The 16,449-nt window shown below is 70.6% G+C and carries 14 protein-coding genes; 9 read left to right on the forward strand and 5 right to left on the reverse strand.

Annotated features, from left to right (window positions below; all coding sequences use genetic code 11):
• The first annotated feature begins 77 nt into the window (after positions 1 to 77).
• Positions 78 to 860 carry a class I SAM-dependent methyltransferase gene (locus ACH34Q_RS14505; protein ID WP_395983414.1) on the forward strand — a complete coding sequence of 261 codons (783 nt, stop codon included), beginning with the start codon at positions 78 to 80 and terminating at the stop codon, positions 858 to 860.
• 161 nt (positions 861 to 1,021) lie between these two features.
• Here ACH34Q_RS14505 and ACH34Q_RS14510 read toward each other — a convergent pair whose 3' ends face one another.
• The 4 genes from ACH34Q_RS14510 to ACH34Q_RS14525 all read right to left on the reverse strand — a co-directional run bounded on the left by ACH34Q_RS14510 (position 1,022) and on the right by ACH34Q_RS14525 (position 6,756).
• Positions 1,022 to 3,877: an AAA family ATPase gene (locus ACH34Q_RS14510; RefSeq protein ID WP_395983415.1), complete on the reverse strand. Its 2,856-nt coding sequence runs from the start codon at positions 3,875 to 3,877 to the stop codon at positions 1,022 to 1,024.
• A gap of 42 nt (positions 3,878 to 3,919) precedes the next feature.
• Positions 3,920 to 4,975, reverse strand: coding sequence for a CaiB/BaiF CoA transferase family protein (locus tag ACH34Q_RS14515; RefSeq protein ID WP_395983416.1), 1,056 nt, complete (start codon positions 4,973 to 4,975; stop codon positions 3,920 to 3,922).
• Between the two features lie 184 nt (positions 4,976 to 5,159).
• On the reverse strand, positions 5,160 to 6,044 hold the full coding sequence (locus ACH34Q_RS14520) for an NAD(P)-dependent oxidoreductase (RefSeq protein WP_395983417.1): 885 nt from the start codon (positions 6,042 to 6,044) through the stop codon (positions 5,160 to 5,162).
• 133 nt (positions 6,045 to 6,177) lie between these two features.
• On the reverse strand, positions 6,178 to 6,756 hold the full coding sequence (locus ACH34Q_RS14525) for a TetR/AcrR family transcriptional regulator (RefSeq protein ID WP_395983418.1): 579 nt from the start codon (positions 6,754 to 6,756) through the stop codon (positions 6,178 to 6,180).
• An 86-nt stretch (positions 6,757 to 6,842) separates the two neighbouring features.
• Between ACH34Q_RS14525 and ACH34Q_RS14530 the strand changes: the two genes are divergently transcribed.
• Positions 6,843 to 7,973 carry an FAD-dependent oxidoreductase gene (locus ACH34Q_RS14530; protein ID WP_395983419.1) on the forward strand — a complete coding sequence of 377 codons (1,131 nt, stop codon included), beginning with the start codon at positions 6,843 to 6,845 and terminating at the stop codon, positions 7,971 to 7,973.
• A gap of 47 nt (positions 7,974 to 8,020) precedes the next feature.
• Here ACH34Q_RS14530 and ACH34Q_RS14535 read toward each other — a convergent pair whose 3' ends face one another.
• Positions 8,021 to 8,326: a hypothetical protein gene (locus ACH34Q_RS14535; protein ID WP_395983420.1), complete on the reverse strand. Its 306-nt coding sequence runs from the start codon at positions 8,324 to 8,326 to the stop codon at positions 8,021 to 8,023.
• A gap of 263 nt (positions 8,327 to 8,589) precedes the next feature.
• Between ACH34Q_RS14535 and ACH34Q_RS14540 the strand changes: the two genes are divergently transcribed.
• The 7 genes from ACH34Q_RS14540 to ACH34Q_RS14570 all read left to right on the forward strand — a co-directional run bounded on the left by ACH34Q_RS14540 (position 8,590) and on the right by ACH34Q_RS14570 (position 16,420).
• On the forward strand, positions 8,590 to 9,159 hold the full coding sequence (locus tag ACH34Q_RS14540; RefSeq protein WP_395983421.1) for a hypothetical protein: 570 nt from the start codon (positions 8,590 to 8,592) through the stop codon (positions 9,157 to 9,159).
• A 114-nt stretch (positions 9,160 to 9,273) separates the two neighbouring features.
• Positions 9,274 to 10,989, forward strand: coding sequence for an LLM class flavin-dependent oxidoreductase (locus tag ACH34Q_RS14545; protein ID WP_395983422.1), 1,716 nt, complete (start codon positions 9,274 to 9,276; stop codon positions 10,987 to 10,989).
• 9 nt (positions 10,990 to 10,998) lie between these two features.
• Complete coding sequence (locus tag ACH34Q_RS14550) at positions 10,999 to 11,958, forward strand: DUF1152 domain-containing protein (RefSeq protein WP_395983423.1); 960 nt, start codon at positions 10,999 to 11,001, stop codon at positions 11,956 to 11,958.
• 50 nt (positions 11,959 to 12,008) lie between these two features.
• On the forward strand, positions 12,009 to 12,941 hold the full coding sequence (gene deoC / locus ACH34Q_RS14555) for a deoxyribose-phosphate aldolase (protein ID WP_395983705.1): 933 nt from the start codon (positions 12,009 to 12,011) through the stop codon (positions 12,939 to 12,941).
• Positions 12,942 to 12,945: 4 nt separating this feature from the next.
• The gene (locus ACH34Q_RS14560; protein WP_395983424.1) at positions 12,946 to 14,388 is read left to right on the forward strand and encodes an aldehyde dehydrogenase family protein; all 1,443 of its coding nucleotides are present in this window, start codon (positions 12,946 to 12,948) and stop codon (positions 14,386 to 14,388) included.
• On the forward strand, positions 14,378 to 15,238 hold the full coding sequence (locus ACH34Q_RS14565; RefSeq protein WP_395983425.1) for an aldehyde dehydrogenase family protein: 861 nt from the start codon (positions 14,378 to 14,380) through the stop codon (positions 15,236 to 15,238). Before ACH34Q_RS14560 ends, ACH34Q_RS14565 begins: the two co-directional genes overlap by 11 nt.
• A gap of 84 nt (positions 15,239 to 15,322) precedes the next feature.
• Positions 15,323 to 16,420, forward strand: a complete 1,098-nt coding sequence (locus ACH34Q_RS14570; RefSeq protein WP_395983426.1) for a hypothetical protein — start codon at positions 15,323 to 15,325, stop codon at positions 16,418 to 16,420.
• Positions 16,421 to 16,449 lie beyond the last annotated feature (29 nt).

A 16,449-nucleotide genomic window follows, 5' to 3' on the forward strand; every position in this document is an offset into this window, starting at 1 on the left:
GCGGCGAGCGGCCCAACGCACCCAGCGAGCGGGAAGTAATGTCACCAGGTCAGAAAAAGTCCATCACCGGTACCCTCGTGAACCTTCTCGGGAGCGGTCCGCGATCAACGCCCGCCGCGCCCGCGTCCGGGGACGGCGACCTCGTCCAGCCGGCGGCCGGTGAGGGCGCGCTGGAGAACCACCTCGGTGGTGACGAGGCCCGCAACTACCGCAAGTACGAGTACGAGACGATCGCCCCGCACGTCGGCCGGTCGCTGCTGGAGATCGGGTCCGGCCTCGGGCACTTCTCCGAGCAGTTCGCCGGGCGGCTCGACTACCTCGCCGTCAGCGACAACGACCCGTACTGCGTGGGCGAGCTGCGCAAGCGGTACGACGGCAACGACGACGTCGAGGTCCTCGACCTGGAGCTTCCCGCCGAGATCGACATCCGGCAGAAGGTCGACACCGTCGTCATGATGAACGTGCTGGAGCACATCAAGGACGACGTCCAGGCCCTGAAGGACCTGGCCTCGGTCACCGAGCCCGGCGGCCGGATCGTCATCTGGGTGCCCGGCTACATGCAGCTGTACGGGGACTTCGACCGCAAGGTCGGGCACGTCACCCGCTACACGCCCGCCACGCTGAACGCCTCGGTCCGCGCCGCCGGGCTGCTGCCCGAGGTGCTCAAGCCGATCAACTTCCTGGGCGGGATCGCCTGGTGGGCGGCCGTCCGCCGCGGCGGCGCCGGCTACCCGGACCCGAAGCTGGTCAAGATCTACGACCGGACCGTGATCCCGGCGACCCGCCTCATCGAGCGCGTCGTCCGCCCGCCGTTCGGCCAGACCGTCCTCTGCGTGGCCCGCGTCCCTCGCGCGTCTTAAACGTCCCGGCCCACTGCACTCGCCTGGCGGCTCGTTCCGTGACCGTGCCTTGGGCGAGCGCGGCATCGCTTCGCGATCTGGCCGGTGAGGCTTGCCTTCGGCTTTGCCTCCCCGGCCAGGTAACGCGCTCGCGCGGTGGCTGAGCCACTTTGAGACAGGCCTTAGAACAAGGACAGCCGGTGGGCTGTCGCGGCCGCTTCGCCGCGGCTGTGGACGTCCAGCTTGGCCAGGATGTTGGAGACGTGCACGCTGGCGGTCTTGGCGGAGATGACCAGCGTGGCGGCGATGTCACGGTTGCTCTGGCCGTCGGCCACCAGCCGCAGCACCTCGAACTCGCGGGGCGTGAGCCCCAGCGGCACCGAACCGGCGGGACGGCGCAGGCGGGCGGACAGCCTCTCGATCGCCTCGCACAGGAGCCGGGCCTCCAGCGAGTGGGCGAGCTCGGCGGCGCGGTCGAGGCGCTGGGACGCCGTCTCGTGGTCGCCCCGGGCGAGCGCGTTCTCGGCCGCGCGCAGCAGCGACTCGGCCATGTCGTAGGGCCGTCCCAGCTCTTCCCAGGCGGCGGCGGCGGCGTCCCAGGCCGCCAGGTCATCGGTGCCGCGCACGCGGGCCGCGTACGCGTCGAAGGTCAGCCGGTGCGCCTCCTGGGACGGGCTGTCGGTGGACAGGCCGGCCGCCCGCTCCTCGATCAGCGGGAACGCGGGCGCGCCGTCGATCACCGCCGCGTCGCCCAGTTCGGCGCACGCCTCGGCGCCGATCACCAGCACCGGCCACGCGTACCGGGCGTCGTCGGGAAGGCCCGGCGTGGCGACCACCCCGCCGACGGCCTGCAGCGCCTCCGCCGGCCGGCCCTCGGCCATCCGGACCCGTGCCTCCAGGCGCAGCGTGGCGAAGTAGTCCTGGGTCTTCACCCAGCGCGTCTTGAACTCCATGGTCTCGTGCGCCTCGCCGAACCGGCTCCGGGCGGCGGCCAGGTCGCCGCGGGCCAGATCGATCTCCCCGGCCTTGATGAGCAGCGACGTGCGGGTGGTGACCACCGGGTCCTGCTCCATCGCCTGGCGCAGGACGGCGCGCGCCTCGTCCCAGCGGCCCAGCGACACCAGGGGCTCGACGAGGTTGATGCCGAGGAACGCGCCCTGGGTACGGGCGACGCCGAACTCCTTGGCCTGCTCCATCCCCCGCCGGGCGACCGCGACGGCCTCCTCGTGCCGCCCGGCGCCCTCCAGGAAGTGCGACTTGATCACCGCGTGGCGGAGCTGCACCCGGTGGTTGCCCGACCTGCGGACGGCCGCGTCCACCTCCTCCAGCAGCGCGTCACCGCCGTCGTACGGGACGTCCACGCAGAACAGCGTGCTCAGCGCGTCGGCCTCCGTGGTCGCGTCGCCGATCCGCCGGGCGATCTCCAGCGACTCGTTCGCCGCCTGCCGGGCCATCGGGATGTCGGTGGTGAGGCGCACGTACTGCGCCAGCGCCGACAGCGTCCGCGCGCGCAGCTCGGTGGGCGGGTCGGGCGGCAGGCAGCGGGCCGCTTCCTGGAGGTCCTCCACGAAGCCGGGCCGGGCCAGGTGGTGGTACATCCGGCCGCGCCGTACGAGCAGGGCGGCGCGCCGTTCGTTCACCGCCTCGCCGGTCCCGATCGCGCGCAGCGCCGCCGTGGCCAGCTTGATGCCGCGGTCGAGCTCGCCGGCGTCGTCGGCGGCGGCGGTGGCCTGCTCCACCACGTCGACGTGCTCGGCACCGATCCGTTCGGCCGCGTCCGGTACGCGCTCCCACAGCTCCAGGACGCGTGACAGCATCGCGAGGCACTCGGCGTAGGCGAGGGCCTTGCGGGCCTCGCCGGCGGCGCGCCAGGAGCTGACCAGGGCCCAGGTGGCGTCGTGCGCGGAGTTCCAGTGGTGGCTGAGCTCCACCCAGAGCCGCCCGGCCGGCACCAGTCCAGGATCCTTCTCCAGCGCCTCGGCGTAGCGGGCGTGCAGCCGGGTGTTCTCGCCGGGGAGCAGGTCGTCGTGGATGGCCTCGCGGATCAGCGCGTGCCGGAACGCGTAGCCGTCACCGTCCACGACCAGGACGTTGGCCGCGACGGCGGGCCGCAGCACGCGGGTCAGCCGGGTGTCGTCGAGCCCCGACACGGCCGCCAGCAGCGCGTGCTCGATCCGGGTGCCGCCGCCGCTGGCGTCGCGCAGGACGTCCTGGGTCTCGTCCGGCAGCCGCTGGACGCCCGCGAGCAGCAGGTCGCGCAGCGACTCCGGAAGTTCGGCGCAGTCGCTCTCCAGCAGGAACTCCACGAACAGCGGGTTGCCCTCGCTCCGCGCGTAGATCTGCTCCAGTGATCTTGCCGTCGGCTCGGTGCCCTGGATCCCGGCCACCTGGCGCGCGACGTCCGTACGGGACAGCCTGGCCAGCTCAAGCCGGTGCACCCGGTCGACCCGGGACAGCTCGGCGAGCAGCGGCCGCAGCGGATGGGCGCGGTGCAGCTCGTCGGTCCGGTACGTGACCACGATCAGCAGGGGCGCGGTGTCGGCGTTGCGGATGAGGAAGGCCAGCAGGTCCCTGGTGGACCGGTCCGCCCAGTGGGCGTCCTCGATGACCAGCACGATCGGGCCCTGCTCGGCCAGCCGTTCCAGCAGGATCAGCACCAGCTCGAACAGCCGCGCGCGCTCCTCCCCGGAGGCCGCCTCGGTCTCCGGCTCGCCGAACTCGGGCAGCAGCCGCGCCAGGCCGCTCGTGTCACCCCGGGGCAGCAGCCCCGCGACGCCGTCGATGCCGATGTCGCGGACCAGCCCGCGCAGCACGGTCGTGAACGGGGCGAACGGCAGCCCGTCCGAGCCCAGCTCGAGGCAGCCGCCGACCAGCACCCTGGAAGGCGCGCTGACGGAGGCGCCGAACTCCCGGACGAGCCGCGTCTTGCCCAGACCGGCCTCACCACCGACCAGCACGGCACCGGGTGCGCGGACGAGCGCCTTCTCGAGATCTTCCAGCTCGGCCGTCCGGCCGACCAGCATCGCACGTACGCTCACGAACCAAGCATGCCAGGGAAGTCAGACAAACTGGACGAATTTTCAGTCCGCCCAGCCCTGGCCCCGGTGCTCGTCGAGTTCGGCGATGGGCCCGGCCGGCAATGCCGGATGCACGGCGGTACGCACGGGTACCCCCACGGTCCCGTTCTCGACCACGCCCCGGTACCGGAAATGCCGGTGCTCCATCATCTCCGCCCGGCTCAGCAGCGGCGCCACCGGAGCCCCGGCCGCTTCGAGCAGCCCGAGCGCCTCGTCCCGTTCCAGCCTGGCGACGGCCGCCGCGATCGCCTCGTCCAGCTCGCGTACCCGCGCGCGCCGTTCGGTGAACGGGACGTCCGCGAACTCCTCGAGCCCCAGCGCCCGGCACGTCGCCTCCCAGAGCCGCTGCTCGGAGACGACGCCGACCGTGACTGCCTGCCCGTCCTTCGTCGGGTACACCCCGTACCCCGGCACCGGTCCCGGCCGGTACTCGGTCACCCGCTCCCGCGCGCCGTGGGCCTCCGGAACGGTGGCGACCCAATGGGCCACCACATCCGCCATCCCCAGGTCGATCCATTCCCCGATCCCGGTCGCCCGCGACTTCAGGCATGCCGCGGTGATCGCGAACGCGGCCATCGTCGCCGCCGCCATGTCCGCCACCGGCAGCTCGTCCGCGTCCGGCGACACCGCGTCGGGCGGCAGCGACGCCGAATAGGCCCGGTAGTTGACGTCATGGCCCGGCACCGCCGACAGCGGCCCGCGCGCCCCGTACCCCGACAGCGAGCAGTAGACCAGCCCCGGATTGATCGCCAGCACGGACTCGTGCCCCACCCCGAGCCGGTCGGCCACGCCCGGCCGGAAGCCCTCCACGAACACCTCGGCCTCTCTCGCCAGCTCCAGGCACCGCGCCTGGTCGGCCGGGTCCTTGAGGTTGAGGACGACGCTGCGCTTGTGCTGGTTGAGCACGTCGAAGTGGCTCCGGAACATCCGCATCGGCTCGCCGCCGGGCGGCTCCACCTTGATCACGTCCGCGCCCTGCTGGGCCAGCAGCTGCGTGGCGTACGGACCCGGCCGCCACATCGTCAGATCCAGCACCCGAAGCCCGTCCAGCAACGCCATCCGCATCTCCCTAGATCACTCCCACGCTGCCGCCCCGCCCCACCCCGAGTCAAGCGCCCGCTTGGTCGAGACGCCCGCTTCCGTTGACTCGTGGCGTGTTCGCCTCTGGCCATGTCGTTACAGGCGAACACGCCACGAGTCAACACCCCTGGCGCGCCGGTGCCGGGCGGCCGGACGGCGGGCCTCAGCGGGGGTTGAGGAGTTCGGTGATCCGGAGCGGGCCGTCGGTGCCGTGGCCGAGGCCGATGACACGGCGTGCCAGGCCCTCGGCCGCACGCATCACACTCGCGTCGATGCCGTGGGCCTCGGACAAGTGGACGATGTGGGCCATGGACGACGCCGCCGAGGTGATGGGGTTGATCTCGTCGACGTAGTTCCCCTTGTCCACGTCCGCCGCGCTCTCCTGGAAGAGCGGCGGCAGGATCGTCGCGATCCCCCCGGCGAAAGGCGCCAGCTCCTGCGCGGTGATGCCTTCCGCCCTGGCCACGGCCAGGGCGTGCGCGTAGCCCGCCATGGCGGTCCAGAAGATGTCGAGCAGGGCGATGTCGTACGCGGCGGCCCGGCCGATGTCCTCGCCGAGGTGCGTCTGGGTGCCGCCCAGGGCCTCCAGCGTCGGCCGGTGCTCCTGGTAGAGCCCCTCCGGGCCGCTGTACAGGAGAACCGAGCCCGGCGTTCCGATGGTCGGGGTCGGCGTCATGATCGCGCCGTCCAGGTAGCCGATGCCGTGCTCGGCCGCCCAGGCCGCGGTCGCGCGGGCCCGATCGGGAGTGTCGGCGGTCAGGTTGACCACCGTGCGGCCCTTCAGCGCGCCGGTGACCGGTCCGCGCCGGACGATGGCGTCCACCGCGTCATAGTCGAGGACGCAGACGACGATCAACGGGCTCGCGGCGACCGCGGCTTCGGGTGACTCGGCGCGGACGGCGCCTCGTCCGATCAGGTCCCGGTCCTTGCCCGGCGTGCGGTTCCAGACCGTCGTCGGGCGGCCGGCGTTCAGGAAGGCGGCGGCCAGCGCCCGGCCCATCGGGCCCAGGCCGATCACGGTCACGGGGGCGGCGTTCAGTTCGGACATGCTGGCTCCTCTTCGTCGGGAGCTCCATGTTCGAGAGAGCCGCTTCGGATCCGCTACGGGTTCGCCCACGGCAGGGAACCCGCTGCCCGAAGGACGACGGCGAGGTGCACGCACTTCGACACCGGCCCGGGCTTCAGCCGAGCGTTCCGTTGACCATGGCGCGGGCCAGTGCACGGGTGTTCGTCTCGCTCAGGTGCTCGGGCGGGCCGGTCAGGAGGCCGAACAATGTGTTCGCGTACAGCTGGATGAGCGTGCGGACGTCCTCCGGCGAGGTGTCGAGCCCCAGGAGCCGGTGCTGCCGGATGGTGAACTGCACCGAGGTCTCCATCAGCTGCGCGTAGGCCTTCTGGAGTTCCGGACGGCGGGTGGCCTCCAGGGCCAGCTCGTAGACGGCCAGGTAGCGCGTCCGGTGCTGGTCGGCCGCCACCAGGAGCGAGTACCCGAGCAGCTCGATGAGCTGGGAACGATCGATGGATGTGCCGGCCTGCGCGTTCGCGGCCTCCATCTCGGCGAGATGCAGCTCGGCCGCCCGCTCCATGGCCGCGGTGAAGAGGGCCTCGCGGCTCCGGTGGTAGTTCGACGCCGTTCCCGCAGGCAGGCCCGCCGTCTCGTCCACGGCGCGATGGCTGAGTCCATGCGCTCCGCGCGTGCCGAGGACCTCGATCGCGGCGTCGGCCAGCGCGTGGCGGCGTTTCAGATTCTGTGGCGGCACCCGCGAATTTTATACCCCGCGTAGTACTACGATCATGCTGTCACTACGATAGTTGTACTACTCCCGTACTTGAGAAGAGGGATCGGATGAAAGCCCTGGTGATCGGTGCGGGAATCGGCGGGCTCGCCGCCGCTCGGGGACTCCTCGCGGCCGGACACGACGTCGAGGTGTTCGAGAAGGCACCCACCCTGCGCACGAGCGGCGCCGCGTTCACGCTCTGGAGCAACGGCACCGGAATCCTGAAGGAACTGGCCGTCGATCTTGACGACTTGGGGGCCGGCGTCGACTACCTGGAACAGCGCGACTCCAATGGCCGCGTCATGCTGAGCATCCACGTCGGACACGCGGTGCGGCGCTACGGCCATCCCAACATCTCGCTGCCGCGCCGCCGCCTGATCGAACGGCTCGCCACGGAACTCCCCGAAGGCACCCTGTCGTTCGGCCGGTCCGCTGCCACGATCACGCAGGACCCCGGCGGCGTGCGGGTGGAGTTCGAGGACGGCGAAGCCGCGACGGGCGACGTCCTCGTGGGCGCCGACGGACACCATTCCGCCGTACGCACCCATCTGTGGGGCGGCGACCCGACGGAACCGAGCGGCTGGACGACCTGGCAGGGACTGAGCCCGGTCGACACCGAGGTCACCCGAGGCCGTACCGGCCTGATGATCCAAGGACCCGAGGGCCTCTGCGGGCTGATGCCCGCGGGCGCAGGCCTGCTGCAGTGGTGGTTCGACTTCCGCTGGAAGCCCGGGGACGTCGAACCCGCCGCCCCCATCCAGGAGCTACGCCGCCGCTTCGGCCACTGGACGGCTCCTCCCGTACCCGAACTGCTCACCGCCGTGAAGGACGAAGAGGTCGAGTTCTTCCCTCACTACGGGCACCGCATCCCCCGTACATGGGGCAAGGGCCGGATCACGCTGGCAGGCGACGCCGCCCACACCATGCCCCCGACCCAGGCCCAAGGCGCCAACCAGGCCCTGGAGGACGCATGGGCCCTCGTCCAGGTTCTGCGGAACAAGCCCGCAGACGTACCGGAAGCCCTTCGCCGCTACGAGCGCGCCCGTTCCAAGCGCGCTTCCCTCATCGCCCGAGTGGCGGGTACGGAGATCACCGACAAGTACTTCCCCGCCATCTCGCGGCTCGTACCCAACGCCATCATGGGCCCCGCCTACACGAGATGGCTCCGCCAGATCAGCAACTACCTCTCAAGCTCTTGATGTTGCTGACGGCGGGAGGCGGCGCGGCCGGTGGACTTTGGGCGTGGTCAGCTCAGGGAAGCGCGGTCGAGGATCTCGACGAACGTGATCTCATCGTGGACCACGTCCAACACGATCATCCCTTCGTCCGGCAGCAGGGGAACGCAGCGATGCCCGGTTCCGTAAGCGCCCGGGGGCGGCGGAGCCGAGTAGAAGCTCTTGCAGAAGTCGTCCGAGCAGGGACACCACTCGATGAACCGGAGGAAGGGGACCGACGAGGCGAGTCCGTCCTCGCCTTCCGCGCGGAGCAGGTCGACGAGCTCGCCGACCAGTTCCGGATAGAGCTCGCCGAGGCGCTGGGCGTCTTGACTCATTGAGGCAATGTAGCCCTGGCAAGGGAAAGGGTGATCACGGGCGGCTGTGCTGAACAGGGGCCGGCGTCGTGCCCCTGGCCAGTGAAGTCGCAGGTCGGGGCGGTGCCGCGATGGGGCTGCGGGCCCCGTCGTACGTCTGGACGGCGCATCGGGACGGAGTGGTGCTCGTGGAACGCCGTCCTGTCGGAGTCGGCCAGGGATCTTCGGTGCCGCTGCGCGGGAAACGGGGACATTTGTCATGGGTGATCGCCATAATCTCCGGCATGGTCGATTCTGCGTTGAACACTCTCCTGAGCCGGGTCCCACCGCCCGAGGCCCCCTATGTCGGTGAACGCGACTGGGAAGCGGTCTTCACGGAAGTGGGCACCCGGCTGCCGAACGAATACGTGGATCTGATCGGCCACTACGGCGCCGGGATATGGGCGGGCTGGCTGCGGTTCAACCCGCCGGGTCGACAGGGACCGGGTGGCATGCCGGCGAGCTCCGCACATGCCGCCTACGCGTATCGCACGCTGCGCGACGATTGGCCGGAGGAGTTCGCCCTTCCGGTGTGGCCGGAGCCGGGCGGTTTCCTGGCGGTCGCCGACACCGTGCACGGGGACTATCTGGGCTGGCTCACCGAGGGTCCGGACCCGGAGTCCTGGCCGCTGATCTTCTGGCCCCGGCACAACGACCAGGGCCCGCCACTGACCTGCGGCCTGGCCGAGGTGGTCTACGCGCTGCTCATCGGCGACCATGAAAAGTTCGGCTTCCCCAACAGCGAGGACGAGGACGAGGACAAGGTGCCCGACTTCGAGGCGTTCACCGCCGCCTCCTACGACCGACGCAAGTAGCCGGCCGTCCTGTGGGGCCGGCCGCCACCTATTGACGCGTCGTCCAGTCCAGGGGGACGCTGGCCGCGTACGGCCAGGTGGGCAGGGGCCTTCGCCGGGCCGGCGTGTGCGGAGGTGATCGAGATTCGTTTCTCCGTCTTCTATGAGCACCAGCTGCCGAGGCCGTGGGACGAGGGGGCCGAGCAGCGGCTCTACCGGGACGCGCTGGACCAGATCGAGATCGCGGACCGGATCGGCCTCGACTACGTCTGGGAGGTCGAACATCACTTCCTGGAGGAGTACAGCCATTCGTCGGCGCCTGAGGTGTTCCTGGCGGCGGCGTCGCAGCGTACGGAACGGATCAGGCTCGGGCACGGGATCGTCCAGCTGCCGCCGCAGGTCAACCATCCGGCCCGGATCGCCGAACGGATCGCGACGCTGGACCTGGTGTCGGGCGGGCGGGTCGACTTCGGTACGGGCGAGGCCAGTTCCTCGGCGGAGCTGGGCGGGTTCGGGGTGCGGCGTACCGACAAGCGGGCGCAGTGGCAGGACGCGATCGACGTCATCACCCGGATGTTCGTGGAGGAGCCGTTCGCGGGATGGGACTCGCGGCATTTCCGGATGCCGCCGCGCAACGTCATCCCCAAGACCGTCCAGAAGCCGCACCCGCCGTTGTGGGTCGCCTGCTCGCGGCGCGAGACGATCGAGTTCGCGGCGCGGAACGGGATCGGCGCCCTCGCGTTCTCGTTCATCGAGCCCGAGGACGCGGGCAGGTGGGTCGACGAGTACTACCGGCTGCTGGCCTCGGAGGAATGCGTTCCCGCAGGGTTCGCGGTCAATCCGAACGTCGCCGTGGTGCTGCCGATGATGCTGCACGAGGACGAGGAGACGGCCATCGATCGCGGGATCGACGGGGCGCATTTCTTCGGGTTCGCGCTGGCGCACTACTACGGGACGACGCCGCACGATCCCGGCCGTACCGACGTATGGAAGCACTTCGAGGAGCGGCGGGCGGCACGGGGATTCTCCCGCGAGCAGATCATCGCCAACGCCGAATCCCTGAACGTCAATATCGGCTCGCTGCGCGGTGCCGTAGGGACGCCGGGCCAGGTCGCGGACCTCATCCGTCGGTACGAGGCGGTCGGCGTGGACCAGATCTCGTTCGTCCTCCAGGCCGGGCCCAACCGGCACGAGCACATCTGCGAGGCGCTGGAACTGTTCGGACGCGACGTTCTCCCGCAGTTCACCGAGGGACGCGAGGAGCGCGAGGCAGCCAAGGCCGAACGGCTGGCGCCCGCGATCGAGGCCGCACTCGCCCGCCGGGCCCCGGCCCGAAAACTGGCGTCCGGGTACCGCATCGACGAGGACGCCGAGGTCGCGCGGGCAAGGCGAGGCTCGCGGGCCGGGCGCCCGCTGCGGGACGAGGTGCGCACTGCCGGGCAGCGCCGCGTACGGCAGGGCCTCTACCGCATGGTGGGCGGACGTTCGGACGCGCAACTGGAGCGGCGTTTCGGACCCGGCGCCCAACGCGTTTTCTTCGCCGGAATGGCCCGGGCGTACGACGCGGATGCGGCCGGCGGGTTCGAGGGCGAGCTGGAATTCCGGCTGTCACGTTCAGGGGTCGTCACGCCCTGGACGATCGAGGTCCGGAACGGACGGGCCCGTGCCCGCGCAGGAGGGGCGCGAAATCCCGTCCTCACGGTCAGTACGGGCACGGCCGACTTCCTGCGAACCCTGTCGGGCCACACCAACCCGGCCGTGCTGCTCATGGACGGCCGGTTGAACCTGAGCGGCGACGTGGAACTCGCACCCCGGCTAAGTGAGATGTTCGGCGGCCCCTCGCCTTATTAGAGTCGCGGGATGTTCTCCCTTCACGAACCGCCCCTGTTCGCTCGCCTGAAAAAGGCGGAACGGATCCTGATCGCAGGGGCGGGCGGCGGGTTCGACGTGTTCGCGGGCCTGCCTCTCGCGCTGGCGCTACGAGAGCAGGGCAAGGAGGTGCATCTGGCCAACCTGTCGTTCAGCCACCTCTACGGCCTGGGCAGCGAGGTCTGGTGGGAACAGGACGTCGCCAGGATCGAGCCCGATACCCAGGCGCGCGATCCGTACTTCCCCGAGGGCGTCCTGGCCCGTTGGCTGGAACGGCACAAGCAGCCCTCAACCGTGTACGCGTTCGCGAGAGTGGGGGTACGGCCGCTCAGGGACGCCTACCGCTTCCTGGTGGAACGGCTCGCCATCGATGCCGTGGTCCTGGTGGACGGCGGCACCGACATCCTCATGCGCGGGGACGAGCATGGCCTGGGAACGCCTGAGGAGGACATGGCGAGCCTCGCGGCCGTACATGGCCTCGACGTACCGCAGAAGCTCGTCGTGTGCCTGGGCTTCGGCGTGGACGCTTTCCACGGTGTCAACCACTCCCATGTGCTGGAGAACCTCGCGGCCCTGGATTCCGAAGGCGCCTATCTGGGTGCGTTCTCGATTCCGCGCGACAGCAAGGAAGGTGCCCTCTATCTGGACGCGGTGGCGTACGCCCAGGCGCAGACCCCGGACCACCCCAGCATCGTGAACGGCTCGATCGCCGCCGCCCTCCGGGGCGAATTCGGCGACGTACGATTCACCGAACGCACCCGGGGCGGCGAGCTGTTCATCAACCCGCTGATGGCGATGTACTTCACCGTGGATCTGGACGGCCTGGCCCGCCGCTCCCTCTACCTGGAACGCCTGGAGAAGACCGTCCTGATGCGCCAGATCAGTTCCATCATCGAGGACTTCAGACACGACCTGAAGAAATCACGCCCACCCCACCAGTTCCCCCACTGACCTGTCGTTTGGTGCCGGGGGCACGTGTGGGCGATGCTGGGGGCGTGTCAATGGAGACTCTGAACGGGGTGGGCGGAGCGGCGGAGCTGCGCGCCTTCCTGCATGGGCTGCCCGGCGTCGATCAGGTCGGTGCCGAGGAACGGGCGGCCCGCCTGGCGACCCGGTCCATCAAGACCACGGCCAAGGCCCAGGCCATCGATCTGGCGATCTCCATGGTGGACCTGACCACCCTGGAGGGCGCCGATACCCCCGGCAAGGTCAGGGCGCTGTGCGCCAAGGGCGCCCAGCCCGATCCGGGCGAGCCGGACGTGCCCAGGGTCGCGGCGATCTGCGTCTATCCCGACCTCGTGGGCGTCGCCGTGGAGGCGCTGAAGGGGACCGGGATCGGGGTGGCGAGCGTGGCGACGTCGTTCCCGTCCGGGCGGGCGCCGCTGGAGGCGCGGCTGGCCGATACGGCCGCGGCCGTGGCCGCGGGGGCGAGCGAGATCGACATGGTGATCGACCGCGGCGCGTTCCTGGCCGGGGACTACGTGAAGGTGTACGAGGAGATCGTCGCGGTCAAGCAGACCTGCGGGGACGCCCATCTGAAGGTCATCTTCGAGACCGGCGAGCTGGTCACCTACGACAACGTGCGGCGCGCGTCCTGGCTGGCGATGCGGGCCGGCGCCGACTTCATCAAGACCTCCACCGGCAAGGTCGCGCCCGCCGCGACGCTGCCGGTCACGCTGGTCATGCTGGAGGCGGTCCGCGACTTCCGCGACCGTACGGGGCGCCAGGTCGGGGTCAAGCCCGCCGGCGGGATCCGTACCACCAAGGACGCGATCAAGTACCTGGTGCTGGTGAACGAGACGGCCGGGCCCGACTGGCTCAGCCCGGAATGGTTCAGGCTCGGCGCGTCCAGCCTGCTCAACGACCTGCTGATGCAGCGCCGCAAGCTCGCCACCGGCGTCTACTCCGGCCCCGACTACTTCACTTTGGACTGACCGGATGACCGAGAAGATCTTCGCGTACGCGCCGGCGCCCGAGCCCCGCGGCGTCGTCGACATCAGGCCCGCGTACGGCCTGTTCATCAACGGCGAGTGGGTCGACGGGACGGGCGGGGAGAGCACCAAGACCATCGATCCGGCGACCGAGGAGACCCTGGCCGAGATCACCGAGGCCGGTGCGGCCGACGTGGACCGGGCCGTGGCCGCCGCGCGCGCCGCGTACGACAAGGTCTGGGGCCCGATGCCGGGCCGGGAGCGGGCCAAGTACCTGTACCGGATCGCCCGGATCATCCAGGAGCGCTCGCGGGAGCTGGCGGTGCTGGAGTCGATCGACAACGGCAAGCCGATCCGCGAGTCGCGGGACGTGGACCTGCCGCTGGTCGCCGCCCACTTCTTCTACTACGCGGGCTGGGCCGACAAGCTCGGTCACGCGGGCTTCGGGTCCGACCCGCGGCCGATCGGCGTCGCCGCGCAGGTCATCCCGTGGAACTTCCCGCTGATGATGCTGGCCTGGAAGATCGCCCCGGCGCTGGCCTGCGGCAACACGGTGGTGCTCAAGCCCGCCGAGACGACCCCGCTGACCGCGCTGGCGTTCGCCGAGATCTGCCGGCAGGCCGAGCTGCCGCCGGGCGTGGTCAACATCATCACCGGTGCGGGCGAAACGGGCCGGCTGCTGGTGGAGCACGAGGGCGTCGACAAGGTCGCGTTCACCGGCTCGACGGACGTCGGCCGGCAGATCGCGCGCAGCGTCGCCGGTACGCGCAAGCGCCTGACACTGGAGCTGGGCGGCAAGGCCGCCAACGTGATCTTCGACGACGCCCCGCTGGACCAGGCCGTCGAGGGGATCGTCAACGGGATCTTCTTCAACCAGGGCCACGTCTGCTGTGCCGGATCGCGGCTGCTGGCGCAGGAGTCGGTGGCCGAGGAACTGCTCGACCGGCTCAAGGCGCGGATGGCCACGCTGCGCGTCGGCGACCCGCTCGACAAGAACACCGACATCGGCGCCATCAACTCCGCCGAGCAGCTCGAACGGATCCGTGCCCTGTCGGAGATCGGCGAGCTGGAGGGCGCCCAGCGCTGGTCGCCGCCCTGCGAGCTGCCGCAGCGCGGGTTCTGGTTCGCGCCGACGGTGTTCACGGACGTGGCGCAGTCGCACCGGATCGCCCGCGAGGAGATCTTCGGGCCGGTGCTGTCGGTGCTGACCTTCCGGACGCCCGCCGAGGCCGTCGAGAAGGCCAACAACACCCCGTACGGGCTGTCCGCCGGGGTGTGGACCGAGAAGGGCTCGCGCATCCTGTGGATGGCCGAACGGCTGCGCGCGGGCGTGGTCTGGGCCAACACGTTCAACAAGTTCGACCCCGCGTCGCCGTTCGGCGGCTACAAGGAGTCGGGCTTCGGCCGCGAGGGCGGCCGGCACGGTCTGGAGGCTTATCTTGAGTACTGAGTCCCGGCTTGTGGTGCGGAAGACGTACAAGCTGTTCATCGGGGGCGCGTTTCCCCGTTCCGAGTCCGGCAGGTCGTACACGGTGAACGACGCCAAGGGCCGCTTCCTGGCCAATGCCTCCCAGGCCTCCCGCAAGGACGTACGGGACGCGGTCACGGCCGCGCGCAAGGCATCGGGCGGCTGGGCGGGGCGGACCCCGTACAACCGCGGCCAGATCCTCTACCGGATCGCCGAGATGCTGGAGGGACGGCGCGCGCAGTTCGCCGAGGAGCTGCGGGCCGCCGGGCTGAGCAAGGGCGCGGCGGCGGCCGAGGTGGACGAGGCCGTCGACCGGTGGGTCTGGTACGCGGGATGGGCCGACAAGCTGGGCGCCGTGCTGGGTTCGGCCAATCCGGTCTCGGGGCCGTTCTTCAACTTCTCGACGCCGGAGCCGACCGGGGTCGTCGGGATCGTCGCGCCGGACTCGCCGCTGCTCGGGCTGGTGTCCGTGGTGGCGCCCGCGATCGTGTCGGGCAACACGTCCGTCGTGGTCGCGTCCGAGCCGATGCCGCTGGTCGCCATCACGCTTGCCGAAGTGCTGGCGACGTCCGACCTTCCGGGTGGCGTCGTGAACGTTCTCACCGGGCGCCGGGACGAGCTGGCGCCGTGGCTCGCGTCACACATGGACGTGAACGCGCTCGACCTCGCGGGCGCGTCCGAGGACCGTGTGAAGGAGCTCGAGGAGGCCGCCGCCGGCAACCTCAAACGCGTGCTCCGTCCGGCCGGGAGCGACTGGTCGCGGGAGCCCGGAACGGCCCGGATGACCGCGTTTCTGGAGACCAAGACCGTGTGGCATCCGGTGGGCGTCTGATCCCTGGATCGGCGGAGTGTGTGTAGAGCGTCACTTTCTGTGGAATAGAACTCCCCGTAGCTGATCATCACGGGGGGTAGATCAGTGCCTACCAAGACGACAACACGCAAGACGACCAACGCCAAACGGTCCACCGCCGCCAAGAGCACTCCGGCCAAGCGCACCAGCGCCGCGTCGAAGAGCACGGCGGGACGGACCACGACCGCACGCAGGACCACGGGCACCGCGTCCAAGTCCTCGGGCACCACGGCCAAGCGCGGTACCACCGCGCGCAAGAGCACGACGAGCAAGAGCACGGGAGGTACGGCACGCAAGAGCACGGCGAGCACCGCGCGCAAGAGCACCGGTACCGGTACGACGAGCGCGGCCGCGAGCCGGAGTTCCAAGGCGGCGGCGACCAAGGTCAACAAGGCGGCGACCGAGGCCAAGTCGGCGGCCACCAAGATGAAGTCGGTGGCCACCAAGGCGACGGCGTCGGCCAAGTCGATGACCGCCATGAACAAGGCGATGACCACGGCGACCAAGGCGATGACCGACGCGTCCAAGGCGATGAACGCCGCGGCGAAGGCCATCACCACGTCCGCCAAGGCCACGTCCAAGAGCACGGGCACGGGTACGCGCAGTTCGGCCGCACGGAGCACGGGCACGCGGAGCACGACTTCGCGCAGCACCGGTACGCGCGGCACGGGTACGCGTAGTACGAGCTCGCGCAGTACGGGGACGCGCAAGACCTCACCGGCGTCCAGCCGGTCGAAGTCCACGACGTCGAAGTCGACGACCACGTCCCGTACGGCCAAGCCCAGGGCGACGGCGGCGCGCAAGACCGCCACCTCGTCCTCGGGTACGGCGCGCAAGACGCCGTCGAACGGAAGGAGGTCGTCGTCGTCCTCGACATCCGGATCAGCTGCAAAGACGACGCGACCGCGGACCACCCGGTCCACCACGAGGACGACGAGCGGCCGCACGACGGCAGGCCGTACCACCACGGGCCGTACCACCACGGGCCGCACCACGGCCGCGCGGACGGCGACCGGCCGCACCACGGCCGGGCGGACCGCCACTCCGGCGACCAGGCCGCCGGCGATGGTCGAGCCCAAGACCGACGTAGGCTCGATGGGTCAGCGGCCACGTACCGAAGGCGGGCTCCTCGCGGGCACCGCCCGGGGTACCCAGGGCGGCTGAGGCCGGTGTCCGGCGGCGAGGCCCCTTCC

Source organism: Actinomadura sp. 9N407 (assembly GCF_044326315.1).
Classification (GTDB): domain Bacteria; phylum Actinomycetota; class Actinomycetes; order Streptosporangiales; family Streptosporangiaceae; genus Spirillospora.